The sequence below is a fragment of the Candidatus Clostridium stratigraminis genome, assembly GCF_045310675.1.
GTDB lineage: Bacteria > Bacillota > Clostridia > Clostridiales > Clostridiaceae > Clostridium_AT > Clostridium_AT stratigraminis.
The window spans coordinates 76,203-91,825 of record NZ_JBJHZZ010000002.1 but is presented as its reverse complement, the minus strand read 5'-3'; the positions used below and the strand labels follow the sequence as shown (position 1 = coordinate 91,825).

Here is a 15,623-nt window from a genome sequence, read left to right as displayed (position 1 = left end):
TTGATTTCATAATTATAGTAATTTTGTAACAATATTATATAATTCAAAAAAATAAAACAGACATGTTCCATTAAATTGGCGGAACATATCTGCCCTGTTTATTTCATGATTTATAGTTTTCCCATGGATATCATAATGAAGCCGCAAAAAGCAGCATTATCAGATTGCATTGAAACATGAACTTCATTTTTCATTTGATTAATTTGTTCTCGATAAGCTTTATAGAACTCAAAGGTTGGTTTTGGGCTGTATGTAATGCCCTCCAACTCAAAGGTTTCAATTATCCATTTAACTGTTGTAGGTTTAATTAAAACCTCCACATCTGGTCGATAATATACTGGACAGACAGTTAACAAGGGCCATTTCGCAAGCCTATATTCATTAAGTAGAGCTGTCATCATTTCGAAGCCAAATTTTTGATCACCATGTAAGAATTCCTTAAGTCCAAGGGATAGCCGTTCCTTCTCACTTTCATTCATTGCTTTTACAAGATCTCTAAACTTAGGTTTTTCAAAAATTGAAACCAAAGAAGACTGACTAACTACCTTATTTATGGAATCAATAATTCTGCTAGGACTTTCAAATTGTTCAATTGTGAAGCTCTCCTGCGCCAATTTATTCATTTTCTCTACCTTATGCTTCTTGGCGATTTCAAGGACCTTTGGATTATTAAAGCCACCGGGGTATTGCATTAAAAATCTCTCTTCGGCTTCCTTCAGTTTTTTAATGTTCAACTTAATCACCTCCATACTCCCACTGCATTACAAGTATTTTGCAGTAATCGACTCCTTGCAGTTTTTAAGGTTAGCTGGTGTTCCTTCAAAAAGAATCTGCCCACCTTTGCTGCCACCCTCAATACCAACATCGATAATCCAGTCTGCATTACGTATAATGTCCAGGTTGTGTTCAATGACAATAACTGTGTTACCCTTATCAACAAGATGGTCAATAATAGCCAAAATACTAGTTATATCGGACATATGCAAACCAGTTGTAGGTTCATCCATTATATAGATATTTCCCTTTTTGCTTAATTCTTTAGCGAGCTTTAGGCGCTGACACTCTCCGCCGGAAAGGGTATCTAAAGGCTGACCCAGTGTCATATAATGCAGACCTACATCAACTAAATGCTTCAGTTTGTTTCTTATTTCCTTTTGAACAAAAAAGTCAACAGCTTCTGCAATAGTCATATCAAGCACCTCAACAATGGATTTGCCATTGTACTTATACTCTAAAACCTCCTGCTTAAACCGTTTGCCGCCGCATTCCTCACAAATGGTTTCAACTGAATCCATAAAGGAAAGATCAGTCTCTATAAATCCTCGCCCATTGCAAGCCTCACATGCGCCCTCTGAATTATAGCTGAACAAGCCGGCACTTACCTTATTTTCATCTGCAAATAATTTACGTATATGATCCATTATTCCTGTATAAGTGGCTGGATTTGAACGTAGATTTGCGCTTACTGCAGACTGGTCGATTATAATGGCATCTTTATATTCCTTAGCAAAGACACCGTTAACTAGGGTAGATTTACCAGAACCTGCAACACCTGTAACAACAGTGAATATGCCTTTAGGTATTCTTAAACTCACATTTTTTAAATTATGCAAGTTACTTTTTTTCGTTTCAAAGTATTCGTTGCTAATCCTGGGGTTGCTCTTTATTGGCAGTCTCCTCCCCATATATTCTCCTGTTAGCGTCTTAGATTTTAAAAGGTCGTTAAAGCCTCCTTCAAACATAATCCTTCCGCCATTTGTACCAGCTGTAGGCCCAACATCAACAATATAGTCTGCAGCTTTTATTACATCTGGGTCATGTTCAACCACTATTACCGTATTGCCTTTATTTTTAAGTTTTACCAGCAATTCGTTAAGTCTGTGAACATCTCTAGGGTGTAATCCAATACTTGGCTCATCAAAAATATACATTACATCCGTCAAACTGCTTGTAAGGTGTTTGACCATTTTAACACGCTGTGATTCGCCCCCTGACAAGGTAGATGTTTCCCTATCTAAGCTTACATAGTCAAGGCCTATTTGAATTAAATCATTGAGCCGCTCACTCAGGTTTTTGATAATAGGTTTAACCTTTGGATTATCTATTTTTTCAATTAACTTTAAAAGTTCATCTACCTGCATAGCTGTAAAATCTGCTATTGAATACCCCATGATTTTTGAGGATAAAGCACTTTCGTTGTAGCGTCTGCCGCCGCAATCAGGACACAGCTCTTCAATTGTAAAGGGAGCAATTTTCTTCTGAGAGGCCTCGGATTTTTCGTACTCGGTTTTAATATACTGGCTTATGAATTTCGGGACGAGCCCGGCGTAGGTGGTATTAATTCCCTCCATAAGAACCGACTTGATTTTTTCTGGTTTGTGATATACCAACTTATGGTATTCCTCTTCTGTATAATCCTTAATCTTCTTATCACAATCAAAAAAGCCAGATGAAGCATACATTTTCCACTGCCAATTACCAGGTTTATATCCAGGCAGCAAAATTGCTCCTTCGTTTAAAGATTTTTCTTTGTCCAAAGCCTTGTCAGGATCAAGGGTAACAATCCTACCGATACCCTCACAGGTCTTACACATACCATTTGGGTCATTAAAAGAAAAATGATTGGAAGGTCCTATATGGGGTTGCCCCATTCGTGAAAACAAGAGCCTTATTAATGGATTGATATCCGTAATAGTGCCTAAAGTTGAACGAGAATTACCGCCTATCCTCTTTTGATCAACAATAATGGCTAAGGATAGGTTTTCAATTACATCAACCTCCGGATGACCATACTTTGGTAAAAAGCCTTGAATAAACTTGCTGAAGGTTTCATTCAATTGCCTGCCAGCTTCCTGGGCAATGGTTTCAAATACAATAGAGGATTTGCCAGAGCCTGATACCCCAGTAAAAATAGTTATCTTCTTTTTAGGAATTTTGAGGCTAATATTCTTTAAATTATTGGCACGTGCACCTACTATTTCAACATATTCCTGTTCCATCTTTAGTCTCCTTTATTTTTTTATGATTTAATAAACTTAAAAAGTTGAATGAAATACTAATTTTGCTGGATTGTACTTTTTCTATGTCTGATTATTGTGCATTCAAGTATACTATTAATTATAAATAATATCCAGTATTTTTCTTGAAGCCCAAGTGCTGGTGGTTATTTCTATTAAAATAAGGCCTAAAAAAGCACCTACACATGTAGGTGCTATATGACAACTTTAGAATACTTTTGTCTGTCTTACTATTATAGAAGATCCTCATTTATTATATAATTTTTTTCACATATGGAATCATGCGAACTATATAGGCAGCTCCAAAACAGAGTGGTAATCCTATCACACCCACCAAGCCAATTTTCAGCATCTGATTTATTTGAATTCCGCTAATTGCTAGTGCAAGAAAAATAATAATCGGCATGTGAATGACGTACACTGTAAAGGAATGCTGTGAGAGAAACTGACCGAGCTTTTTTCCACCCTTGAGAAAGCGTCGAAAGAAGGTAATCAACGCAAGACTCATCCCCACGGCAAAGGTGGAATCCCACAGCGCGAACACAGCTGATTGCCAGGTGCCATGGCCTATGAACGCGCCTGGGCCTATGAACACCACAGGGAACAATAAGACCGTCGCCAGCACAGCCAAAACGAAGCCCAATTGTCCGAGTGAACCTGGGATTGATCGGAGCCAGTCCCGCCTAAAGGCAAGTATTCCCATGAGGAAAAAGCCCACGTACTCTGGAAAATAGTCAAGGGATGGAAACTCAAGTATGGACGTGCCATACGGTATGACGATGCGAAGCAGGTAGCTGACAGCCGCCAACGCCAGCGTGAAGAGTGCAACTTTGGAGAACGTAAGCTTTTGATGGTTCTCCGATTCCGAGTGCAACCCTCCGTTCTTAGTAATCCTTACATAGGCAAGATAGCCTAGGTCGAATAGGATCAGCATCACTGCGAACCACATCGGCCCTAGGGCAAAGTGAGCTACAGCCGCATTACTGGTAGTTGAATGCATCTTTTGAAAGCCCCAGCTTACTATGGGGTTGAGTATGAAAACATAAACTAGCGTTGGGATTCCAAGCCGCAGCAACCTATCCTTCAAGAATGTTCCAAACCCTTTGCGCTTCATGGATCCTGAAGTAAAATACCCAGAGAGCAGGAAAAGCATGCCCATAAAGTATGCCTGATTCAGCATAATGAACAATGTAAGAGTATTGTAGATGACTCCTACATGCGATAGTACCACTAGTATAACCATCCATGTACGCAGATTGTCTACAAAGTGCAGACGTTTCCCCGGTTCTTCTGCAGAAAGACTTATCGCCTGGTTTCCCTCGGTAAGCGCACAGGATAAAAGACATGAAAGGGCAAGCAGTATAAGCCCCAGAAAAAACCCCATGGCAGCTATCATACCTAGGTTGAAGGTGAGATACTGGGCCGTCTGTTGCAGAACATTGGTCTTTCTCGTAAGGACAAAGAGAAGGACGAAAATTAGATAAAATGGTAAGTTGGAAAAGATATATACCTTTGAGAACGAAAATTTAAAATACAGCGGAAATATCACCGCGGTCATCAGGCAGGCATAAAGAAAGCCGACTGACATATAGGTCAGGAATTCAAGGCTGTTCATTCCCTTATTAGTGAAAATAGAAACGCTATATGCCACTATCGCCGCCATGATACCGTTTAAGACAATAATGCATAGAGCATACAGGTATCTTCCTATGACGATTTCAGACTTCTTAAGTGGCAATATTCCATATAGTTTTTCCAGATTGTCTTTTTCATATATATTAAAGTACTGACCGGCAATGGGCGTAGAAATAACCATTATAATCAGGGCGCCATAAATGGGTATCTTTGTAATGAAGGCAAAGAAAACCCCGATAATGTCAATAACGAACATGGGATAGCGCGACTTCATTATATTATGATCCAGCTTTATAGATTTAAGAATATTATTCATAGTTTCTGCCTCCTTTGCTTATTGATACTAATATCTCGTCTATAGAGGGTGTTTCCGCAACGATCTCGGGAGCTAGATGTTTCAGCTCGGAAGTTGGCAACAGCCCCGCAAATCCAGCTATATTTGTGGTGAGCCCAATGATTTTTTCCCTAAGTGAGTCTGTAAGATCATGAGGGCCGCCTCTAACTATGCAAAAGTTTTCCATCAAATCATCTTTTGTTCCGGAATAAAAAATATTCCCATGCTCAATTACAGTTATATAATCGGCGATTTTTTCAAGATCCGATGTTATATGGGTTGAAAAAAGTATGCTCTTTTGCCCGTCAGAAATATATTTTCCCAATATTTCAAGCAGCTCATCACGGGCAACGGGATCAAGTCCACTAGTGGGCTCATCAAGTATTAAGAGCTTTGCCTCATGTGACATTGCAACAGCTAGCATCAGCTTCATTTTCATACCACGAGATAATTCTTTTACCCTTTTGTCCATGGATAGATGAAAGTCGCTTACATATTGATTGAATAGTTTACTGCTCCAGTTCTGGTAAAAGCCTTTCAGGGCTCTTTCTACTTCCCTTACCTTCCAACTGTCAACAAAATATATATCATCGAAAACTACTGCAACGTCCTGTTTTATTTTCTGCTCGTCTTGCACATTATCCAAGCCCAATATTTTTATTTCACCGCTATCACGGTTAATCATATTTAGGATGAGCCGGATTGTTGTGGTCTTACCAGCACCATTTTGACCTACAAAACCCATGATATAACCCATTGGTAAGGTAAAAGAGATATTATTCAATGAAAAATCTTTATAACTTTTGCAAAGCTTTTTTATTTCAATAGCATTATTCATATGAATTTCCCTCCAACATTGATTTAAGTATTTGTAATAATTCATTTTGAGACAATTTAGCAATCCTTGCAGCATTTATGGCATCCGTGAAACCATCTTCGATTTTACGAAGCAGTTGTTCATGTACTAGCTCACTGTCCTTCGGAGAAACAAAACAGCCTTTACCTTGTATGTTTACAATAAACCCCTCTTGCTCTAAATCAGAATAAGCTCTAGTTGTAGTAACTACACTTATTTTTAATTCACTGGCAAGCTGCCTAATGGATGGAAGTATCTCTCCTTCATTTAATTCATCACTAAGTATGGCTTCCTTAATTTGTTCTTTAATCTGTTCATAAATAGGTTTTCCAGATGTGTTTCTAATAATAATACGCAATACAAATTCTCCCTCATTACGATAAACATATATTTATTATTTTATTGTTATTAGTGTATTCACTGTATTTATTACATGATAACACTTGCACTATAAAATGTCAATTTTTGTTTTTATTCTAGTTATCCCTATAGTATCTTCTATTCTCCGTTCCTCATAGTCTATATATTTGAATGAAATTTTGTATTATAATAAGACCACCAATCAAGGTTAAAAATCCTTAATGGGCAGTCTTAATTTTCCATAATCTTATTTATAATATTCAATTATAGTATTTTCAACAATATTATAGCACTTCTTCATAAAAAGAGATATGTCATTTCATAAATCAAGGCTATATCCATATATTATGTTAATGGTATTTTTTCAAGGCATCTTTAAATTTAATTCAAGAGCACTAAACGGTCAAAGAAGTAATATCTTCTTTGACCGTTTAGAAAGATGATACAAATACGAGGTAATATTGATTTTCAGTAAAATTTGATACTATATTATTTAAATATCTTATTTATTATAGAATCTGAAACTGCACCTGGCCCACCAAGAATCTTTTTCGTTTGCATCATAGCTTTATTTTGCTTTAGCAAGTCGATAATATTACTTGGCATAGAATCATGGACTAAAATAATTGGATTATTCCAGTATCCTGCTAAAGCAGCCCCTGATAAGGCGTCTGCAAAGTTTTCACCAGTAGCAATAAAAGTTTCACTATAGTAAAATGGGAATGTGGAGAGTACTTTAAAATTAGTTTCATACCTGTTACTTCCAGCAATTCTTGTTGCATTTGGAAGCGAATTAAGTACAATATCGCTAATTATACCAGTGCCCCCTATAACGTAGGTTTTCGTTATTCCTTTACTTGTTATATAATTTTTTATATTATTAGTAAGATTATTTTTCTTAGTCAACAGGATAGGTATCTGATGATTAGCTGCATAAGAACCTATTGATAATGCATCTGGATAGTTCTCTCCCGTTACTATAAAAGCTTCTTGTTTTGGATTATTAATATATTTTGCCACTTCAAGGGAAGTTTCATAACGATCTGCGCCTGAAATTCTAGTAACCTTAATTCCCTTGTTCGCTAGAACTACTTTTATATTATCCGATATTACCCCAGTTCCGCCAACCAAAAAAACTTCCTTTGGCTTAAGTCTGTCAATTTCATGTTCTACTGAAATAGGTAGAGCATTTTTATTGGTTAATAGAATAGGTGCTTCATATTTAGTAGCTAAAGGGGCCGCACACAATGCATCTGGAAAATCTTCACCAGTAGCAAGAATTACGTAGTTACCATAAGGGCTTCCATATTTAGAAATTGCAACACTAGTTTCATATCTGGAAGCTCCCCATAATCTTTCTAATTCTGCTCCTGTAGTAAAATTTAAATTGTAATCTCCTGATAACGAATTCCCAGCGCTGTCTGTAATCGCTGCTGCATTTAACTTCAAATTATAACTTGTATTAAAACTAAGGTTATCATAATAAAGTACCAGTTCGTTATCTATAGATGCCTGGTATTTAATAAAATTCTTAATAGTACATTCACCTAGAATATCTTTAGTTGAGTCTAAATTAACAATTTGACTAAAATCAATAAAGATATATCCACTATTGGAGACACCAGTCATATTCTGTTCTGGAAAGCTTCCAATTACCATAAACTGTGGATTTTTAGGGCTAGAGTTTACAAGATTTATTACCTCTACACCATAGGTATTGTCTTGAAGCTTGCTTAAGGATATCAGTGAATTATCCTTATAATAGAGATTTATAACCTTTCCGCTTGTACTAATACTACTACCAGTATTTTTGAAGTTACGATAATCATACACCCCTATATTTCCATTGCTATAACCTATATAAATTTTATTAGTACTAAAAGTTACATCAGTAAAAGAATTATCTAATTTCCCTACATAGGTCATATCTGTGCTTTGCAGGTTTGTACAATTAAAGATGGTTCCAGCACCATTAAAAATGTACCTTCCATCTGGAGATATCCTCATATTTGTGTTCATATTATAGTCTCCATGATATGGAGAGTCATATAGCCGATTAAAAGTATTTTGAGAAAATCCATAGGTTTCTATATCCCTTGGAGACACATCCGTTGTAATTAAATACAACTTTGAATTAATTGGATTATACTGTATAAACGATTCAAATCTTGTGGAACCTGCTTGTCCAATCTTTGTTTTAGTATTAGATGAATAAACCTCCAAATATCCCCATTGGTTAGAACCTGGAGTTATGTATATATTTCCGTTGGTATCAGCTTCAATATCATATGGATCAGTATCTATATCAAACTGGCTTGTTATACTAAAGGTGCCTGCATCAATTACACCCACTGCACCTTCTAATGGATTATTAGTCCAATACTGATGCTGCATTTTTAAAAGGGTAACATAAATTTTATTATTTGCAATTGCTATTCTTTCTGGCTGTAAACTGAAATCTACCTTCTTGATTTCTCCAGTTTCATAATTTATGGAATACACTGATTTGGAATTAGAGCTTACTGCATACATTATCGGCCTGTTAGGATCTATAACGCTATCTACAGGTATAAAGTTTAGTTTAATAACATTTGATGGTGCTGCCTTAACTTTATAGGTCCCTAAAGGCAAATTGATACCAAATAAAAGAAATAAAATAAGAGTAAAAATGCACAGTTTTTTATTTTTCAAAACAACCCCTCCCCCTGATAACCATATTCTACCATGCAAGTATTATTAAGTAAATAGTAGTCTAATACCAATTATTATTTAATTCAATTATAAAAAAATTCCCTCAAACCTTAGCTTGAGGGAAAACAAATATATTTATGACCTCTATATTCTGATCTTGTGGAATCTCCTTATCTTGGCACATCTCTTTTTCCAAGACCTATCATACCTAGTAGAACGAATATTATCGCAGCGGCTAGGTATACGAAAACAGATGCATCAAAGGCTTGATACGGAATTCTTGGTGTTCCGATAAAAGGTATAATATTTAACACCCACTGAGGGAGTTTAAGAGCGTCGCTAAGTAAAACAGCGAAATACATCATTCCGTAGATAAACCAGGTTACTGGAATAGTAGCACGTGGGATTAAGCCAAAGAGCAAAACCACTACGCTGGTAATCGCCATGATTCCCGGCAAATAAATCAATGCATCAATTGCTAGTCTACCTACCTGTGACATATCATTTGCAGCTGCCCCGTAGGACAGACCGAAGGAGGCGCCCCCTAGCATCAGTAGCAAAGCTGTTACAAGAGTTCCTACAATAAATCTCTCTAAAACCATTCTGTTGCGGGAAATTCCTCTGGCAAGCTGTGCTTCAAGCAAACCTTTTGCCTCATCAGAACGTAGTCCTGTCATAATCAGCATTGGTAACACCACGCTGACAAGCCCTATGAAGCACAGAAGCAATCCCATCAAAGCATCAATACCGCTGCCCTTAAGCATTGGGACATTGGCATCGGCAAACAGGCTGAGCATTGATTTTGCAACGGAACCGAACATGAGCCCAGCAATTACAATACCGATAGACCAACCGATAATACTACCTTTATAAAGATGTAGGATGAACCCCCAGGATCTGCGCATAAACGGTGTAGCTTCGGATTTACCTTTTTTATCCTTGAGTACGCCAGAACCGTAATCTCTGCGTGATTCGATAACAAATGCCACTGCTGTAAGAGCAGCAGTAAGTATGATAATCGGGATAATAAGCCAGCCTCTGTTATATGCCCATGGCTCCATTTTTTCCCCCCAGCCGATGGGAGATAGCCAGGTAAGAGTATCATTGCTGCCCATATCGCCAATCATACGCATACAATAGAATACCATAATAATAATTGAACCGCTGGAATTTGCAATGCTTGCACTTGCCGATAACTGATTAGTCAAAGCACCGATTCCCACTCCAAGCCATCCGATTGCTGTAATTGACAAACCGAATATTAAAGACCCGGTTACTCCTGTACCGGGAGGATCTAGTTTAAGTGCAATACTGGCTATAGCAGTAAGTATACCAATTACCACACATAATAGAAGCGCTCCGCTGACAACTGATGCAAGTGTAGAATGTATTCCGAAAGGTCTTGAACGAAATAGTTCGGTACGACCGTTTTCTTCATCGGCTCTTGCACCTTTTGTAACCTGAAATACCATACCGATTCCAAGTGTCAAAGCCGAGAACATCCAGATCTTGGTCCACACCGCACCACCAATAGTAGCCATATTACTAATTTTACCAATCATAGCCACCATTCCACCAGTAGAACCCACAGCAGCAAACTCATTAAGCTTCGCTTGAGTATCAAACATTGATTTGTAATATACACCGACATATGCAATCAGGAAAACGATTGTGGCAATCCAGATAAGATATCTAACAAAATTGTGTTTTAAAGTAAAACGTAGATATTTCCCTAATGCTGAAAGAGTATCTTTCGGTGTTACAGTGGTACTTGAAACGGATTTGCTCATTTACCACTCACCGTCCCATCTTCACTCTTATAATGGCTTAAGAACAGATCCTCCAGACTCGGCGGATTAACAGTGAGGCCAATGGGATCCATTGCAGCGATTTGCCCAAGCACAGCAGGCATAGCCTCATTGTCCAGGGAGAAGGAAATATGCTGTCCATCAGCACGGAAATCATGTATTCCACTAAAGCTGCGGAGTGCAGAGGCATCTTTTTTCAAAATAACCGAAACGTGAGTGCGAGTAAGATGGCGCAACTCAGCTAGTGTACCTGATTCAACAGTAACACCTTCTTTAATGATGGTGATTGTATCAGCAAGCTTCTCTACTTCTGAGAATATATGTGAACTCAGCAGAACCGAACGTCCTTCTTTCTTGATTTCCTGGATGCAATCAGTAAATGCAGCTTCCATTAAGGGATCAAGACCTGATGTTGGCTCATCTAAGATAAGCAGCTCAGCGCGAGAAGCCAGAGCAGCAACCAAAGCTACCTTCTGACGGTTACCTTTTGAATAGGTACGGGCTTTCTTTGTGGGGTCAAGGTCAAACTTTTCAATCATCCTTTTTTTGCGTTCAGGTTCCAAACCGCCTGTCAAAGAGCTCAGAACGTCGATAACCTCTCCACCTGTCAGCTTTGGCCAAAGAGAAACATCACCTGGAACATAGACAAGCTTTTTGTGAAGCTCCACTGCATCCTTCCATGGATCCCCTCCAAACAAAGAAATTGTGCCCTTGTCAGATCTTAAAAGGCCGAGCAAGATGCGGATTGTAGTGGTTTTACCGGAACCGTTGGGACCTAAAAAACCTAAAACCTTACCTTGTGGCACTTCCAGGTTAAGACCTCGCAGAGCCTGTACTTTTCCGAAACTTTTGTGTAATTCGCGGACTTCGATAACATTCATAGTGTTGGTCCTCCTTAAATAATTTTAACTCTTAAAAAAACATTGCTTTAATATTTCTAGATAGGTTGCCAATTCAGTAACCATATCTGAAAATTCCACTTCACCCATCGTTTTGAACTCAGGGATTTTACTGTTTGCATAACCTTCTAGCGCCCATACTATTAAATTCATTGCCTTTTGATGGTCAACACCGTCCCTTAGATTTGATAAATCGATGTTGTCATAAACTCTCGGAAGGTTGATTTCCATCAACTTTTGATTTCTATCAGCTACTTCATTTTTGACTTCACCATCAGTTTCGGAATAAGCCGTTAGGAAAAACTTGAATATCAGCGGATATTTTCGGAAGAGCTCAAGCTTTGTAAGTGATGCCATCCTCATTTTTTCCAAAAAATCCTTCTCATCAAGCCATAATTTTTGAAAATATTCCTCTTTCATGATTTCCATTAAATAATCATATAAGAAGAGATAAAGCTGCTTCTTATTTTTGAAATAATGAAAAATAAGGCCTTTTGAAATTCCGGCTTCCTTAACTATTTCATTTGTTGACGCGTTTTTAAAGCCTTTATGTGCAAATTCATTAATAGCCGCATTGAGGATTCGCTCGCGCTTTTCAGGTTCTAAATTCAAAAACTTTGAAATCATTTTTCACCACTTCCTTTGTATTGACCCCTTTAGTCAATATTATCACGATTGACCACATCAGTCAATAAGCAGATAGAAAATTTCTGTTTTACTTCCATAACATTATATATACACCAAATATATACTTTAATTAGCGTCACTAATAGTTGGTATAGATAGACATTGAAAAAATCATAGGTAGAGATATATTTCATTTTCTGCAAATGAAATATATCTCTACCTATAAAATAAATAACAGAAAGCTGCTGCCTTCCCTCCATGTCATATATGAAGCAGTAGTTTTGCTATCAATAAACAAGACACAAATTACCCCTTTAACAGTGATAATTTTATTTATAACCTAGCCTTGCCTTTTCCAAAGCAGCAAGATCAAACTTCTTCATTTTCAAAAATGCTTTAGTGACACGGCTCACCTCTTCTTTTGTACCCTGACCAAGTATATCTCTCATATAATCAGGCACAATTTGCCAAGACAAACCAAATTGATCCTTTACCCATCCACACTGCTCAGCTTCTGGAATAAAGGAAAGTTTATCCCAATACCTATCAATTTCCTCTTGATTATGGCACATTACCATAAAAGAAAAAGCTTCATTAAAGGTAAAATCTTCACTAAAACCATGATCCATAGCAACAAATTGAGTTCCAAGTAAATTAAACTCTGCGTAGTTAACCTTTGCCCTAATATCCATTGCTTCACCATCAGCATAAAAGCTAGTAAAGCCCTTATTTGAATTTTCAAAAATTGAAGTATAGTAGTTAATAGCTTCTTCTGCCTTACCACAGGTCACTCCTGAAAACAGTAGAGTTGGTCTTATTTTTTTTGTGTGTTCTTCTATATTTGAAACTAACATAAGCTGCCAATTTACACCAAACTTATCCTGTACCCATGCATATCTCTTGCTGAAAGGATACTCTCCAAGCGGCATTAGCTCTGTTCCATCTGAAGATAATTCGGTGTGTAACCTATCCACCTCTTTTGAAGTGGCACAGGCTACCATTAAAGATATCGTTGGATTAAATTTAAAATATGGTCCTGCACTTATTGCTGAAAATCTAAGATTAGCAAGCTGAAAATCCACAATTTCTGACTCCCCTGAGGGAGTATCCGAAATTGTGGAAATATTAATCACTTTTGAGTCCTCAAACAAGCTAACATACCATCTTGCGGCTTCTACTGCCCCTTTGTCAAACCATAAATGTGGAATTATCTTTTGCATAGTTTAGCCTCCTTCTGTTATAACTTATAGAATATTATCCCACAAAAAGTCTCTTTTGAATAATGACATTACAGGATTTATTACTTATTGAAAAATAATGTAATTCACTAGAGTTATTATTTGCGGAAATTTCATATTTATAAAGGCGAAGCAACTTATCTATTTTTTTTCTTATACTCCTCCAAATTATAAGTGTAACGTTTCCCTGTAGTCTTAAAATACAGCTCTCCAAGAATGGCAATACCTGAAACAAAAATGATGAATATTCCTGATATTATAAGCCATAGCTTCGCCCAATTGGTATGAAAAGCGAAAAAGGTCAAAAAGCACACCGAAAGAACTGCTACAAGTGACACTACGAATATTATTATCCGCATGTAAAAACGCATTTTTTGTATGAGTGAATCGCTTAATAAAACATACCACAATACCGAAATCACAATTGCTATTAATAAACCCTGTAAAATAAATATGAGAGGAATGGAGTATTCAAAGGACTCTTTCTTGAAGCTGGAATATAGCCATCCAGCAGCAATATAAGCCAGTATCAGTCCTGTAAAAACCATAGCGGCCATAGCCTTTATCTGAATAAGAATATTTAAAAATTTTTTCATTTAATTCCCAACCTTTCTTTAAGCAACTTTGTGTATTGTCTTGAAACAATTAGTCTTTCACCATTTATCATGGTTACTTCCATTCTGCCGCCAAAGTCTGGGCAAAGTGACTTGATTTTGTCGATATTAATAATCATAGACTTTGAACATCTTATAAATCCTATGCCTGATAACTGCTCCTCAATCTCATATAATTTAAGAACTGTGTCAAAAACATCGTTTTCAGTATATATGAAATTACGCTTATCAACTGTGTCAAAAAAAAGTACATCCTGACTGTCTATAAGAAAAGTTTGCCCTTTCTTCACGCCTAGCAGCTTTTTATTAAGACCTTGGAGCAAAGTTACCAGCTTCAAAACATCCTCTGATGTCTTAAAACAATTTATTATAACCTCTGTGTCAGAAAAACCTTCATTAACGGTTATCTTCAACATATCACCTCATTTCCGTAGCTACAATTAAATTATATAAAACTCCTTGTTTATTATCAATGCAACTTAGAGGGTTACAATGGCAACTTAGTAATCCCTCTCTGCATCTAAAATTTACCTTTATTTAGAAATATTATTTCTTCAAAATATAGAAAGCATCTGCCATTATCACAGCAGATGCTACAATCTTTATTTTCTATAATCCTTAATGCTTCCATTCCTCCAAAAAATTAAGAATTTGGTTACTTGGCATAGCCATCCCGTAAATATGCTGATGAAATATATTCTTGCCACCGCCCAAATTTATTCCTACAAGCTGCAGGTTTTCGTTAAGTAAAGCACTGCCGCTGCTTCCTTCGGATATTGAAGATGTATGCCTTACAATTGGATACTGCACTTTTCCCGCTTCATCACCAAAAGGCACTGGTTTTTTGCTGCTTATCTTTCCAGCAGTAACAATATTTCTTTTACCATATGGATTACTCATAGATACCACTAAATCTCCATACTTAGGCGCTGCATCTGCAATTGGCAGAACTGTATAGTCTTTATTAGTAGTAAAACTAATAATGGCTAAATCATATTTATTATTTGAGTATTCTATTACAGCTTCGGGAAATTGCTGATAATAATTGGCTACACCCTGAAATTTTCCTCCTTTGTTTAGTGAATCAGCAAAATCCAGGTCATCGTATCCCATAACAATAACCTGAGTTTTATCTATATTGTCAAGTTCTTCAATTACATGCTCGGCTGTAAGAGCATAGTACTTATTACCTTCCTTACGGATAATCACTCCGCTGGCACCTGCCGAAACCGCTGTGGAGCTGCTGTTTCCATCATTCCTATACTTTAATTGAACTATCTTTATATTTGCTGAAAGTGCATATCTGGTAACCTTTTCTATTAATTCACCATTGGTCGACTGGTTTAAGAACGCTTTAATTGAGGGAAGGGAAAGGGAAATGAGCAGTAAAATAACAACTATTGAAAAATTAAGAACTATTTTTTGTTTTCTTTTCATGTATATCCTCTTTTTATTTATATCTAAAACTCACTTTAATAATAATGTTTTGATTTATTAGGAGTTATATAAAATTATTATACTATAACTGGAAAAATTTTTGGATA

At 36.8% G+C, this 15,623-nt stretch carries 13 protein-coding genes; all 13 read right to left on the bottom strand.

Annotated features, from left to right (window positions below):
* Positions 1 to 110: 110 nt before the first annotated feature.
* The 13 genes from ACJDUG_RS04785 to ACJDUG_RS04725 all read right to left on the bottom strand — a co-directional run bounded on the left by ACJDUG_RS04785 (position 111) and on the right by ACJDUG_RS04725 (position 15,516).
* On the bottom strand, positions 111 to 734 hold the full coding sequence (locus ACJDUG_RS04785) for a hypothetical protein (RefSeq protein ID WP_406768764.1): 624 nt from the start codon (positions 732 to 734) through the stop codon (positions 111 to 113).
* Positions 735 to 761: 27 nt separating this feature from the next.
* Positions 762 to 2,999, bottom strand: a complete 2,238-nt coding sequence (locus tag ACJDUG_RS04780) for an ATP-binding cassette domain-containing protein (RefSeq protein WP_406768763.1) — start codon at positions 2,997 to 2,999, stop codon at positions 762 to 764.
* 271 nt (positions 3,000 to 3,270) lie between these two features.
* A complete protein-coding gene (locus tag ACJDUG_RS04775) occupies positions 3,271 to 4,968 on the bottom strand; it encodes an acyltransferase family protein (RefSeq protein ID WP_406768762.1) in 1,698 nt (565 codons plus the stop codon).
* A complete protein-coding gene (locus ACJDUG_RS04770) occupies positions 4,961 to 5,824 on the bottom strand; it encodes an ABC transporter ATP-binding protein (protein ID WP_406768761.1) in 864 nt (287 codons plus the stop codon). The genes ACJDUG_RS04775 and ACJDUG_RS04770 overlap by 8 nt, the downstream gene beginning before the upstream one ends.
* The gene (locus ACJDUG_RS04765) at positions 5,817 to 6,200 is read right to left on the bottom strand and encodes a GntR family transcriptional regulator (protein ID WP_406768760.1); all 384 of its coding nucleotides are present in this window, start codon (positions 6,198 to 6,200) and stop codon (positions 5,817 to 5,819) included. The genes ACJDUG_RS04770 and ACJDUG_RS04765 overlap by 8 nt, the downstream gene beginning before the upstream one ends.
* 491 nt (positions 6,201 to 6,691) lie before the next feature.
* The gene (locus tag ACJDUG_RS04760) at positions 6,692 to 8,893 is read right to left on the bottom strand and encodes a cell wall-binding repeat-containing protein (RefSeq protein ID WP_406768759.1); all 2,202 of its coding nucleotides are present in this window, start codon (positions 8,891 to 8,893) and stop codon (positions 6,692 to 6,694) included.
* Positions 8,894 to 9,063: 170 nt separating this feature from the next.
* A complete protein-coding gene (locus ACJDUG_RS04755) occupies positions 9,064 to 10,683 on the bottom strand; it encodes an ABC transporter permease (RefSeq protein WP_406768758.1) in 1,620 nt (539 codons plus the stop codon).
* Entirely contained in the window at positions 10,680 to 11,582 is a 903-nt protein-coding gene (locus ACJDUG_RS04750) for an ABC transporter ATP-binding protein (protein ID WP_406768757.1), read from the bottom strand. The genes ACJDUG_RS04755 and ACJDUG_RS04750 overlap by 4 nt, the downstream gene beginning before the upstream one ends.
* A 24-nt stretch (positions 11,583 to 11,606) precedes the next feature.
* A complete protein-coding gene (locus ACJDUG_RS04745) occupies positions 11,607 to 12,227 on the bottom strand; it encodes a TetR/AcrR family transcriptional regulator (protein ID WP_406768756.1) in 621 nt (206 codons plus the stop codon).
* Positions 12,228 to 12,556: 329 nt separating this feature from the next.
* On the bottom strand, positions 12,557 to 13,447 hold the full coding sequence (locus ACJDUG_RS04740; RefSeq protein WP_406768755.1) for a VOC family protein: 891 nt from the start codon (positions 13,445 to 13,447) through the stop codon (positions 12,557 to 12,559).
* A 155-nt stretch (positions 13,448 to 13,602) separates the two neighbouring features.
* Positions 13,603 to 14,061, bottom strand: coding sequence for a hypothetical protein (locus ACJDUG_RS04735; RefSeq protein ID WP_406768754.1), 459 nt, complete (start codon positions 14,059 to 14,061; stop codon positions 13,603 to 13,605).
* Positions 14,058 to 14,495 (bottom strand): LytTR family DNA-binding domain-containing protein, encoded by a 438-nt coding sequence (locus ACJDUG_RS04730; protein ID WP_406768753.1) that lies wholly within the window; start codon positions 14,493 to 14,495, stop codon positions 14,058 to 14,060. Before ACJDUG_RS04730 ends, ACJDUG_RS04735 begins: the two co-directional genes overlap by 4 nt.
* A gap of 202 nt (positions 14,496 to 14,697) precedes the next feature.
* Positions 14,698 to 15,516, bottom strand: coding sequence for a trypsin-like peptidase domain-containing protein (locus tag ACJDUG_RS04725; protein ID WP_406768752.1), 819 nt, complete (start codon positions 15,514 to 15,516; stop codon positions 14,698 to 14,700).
* Between the last annotated feature and the right edge of the window lie 107 nt (positions 15,517 to 15,623).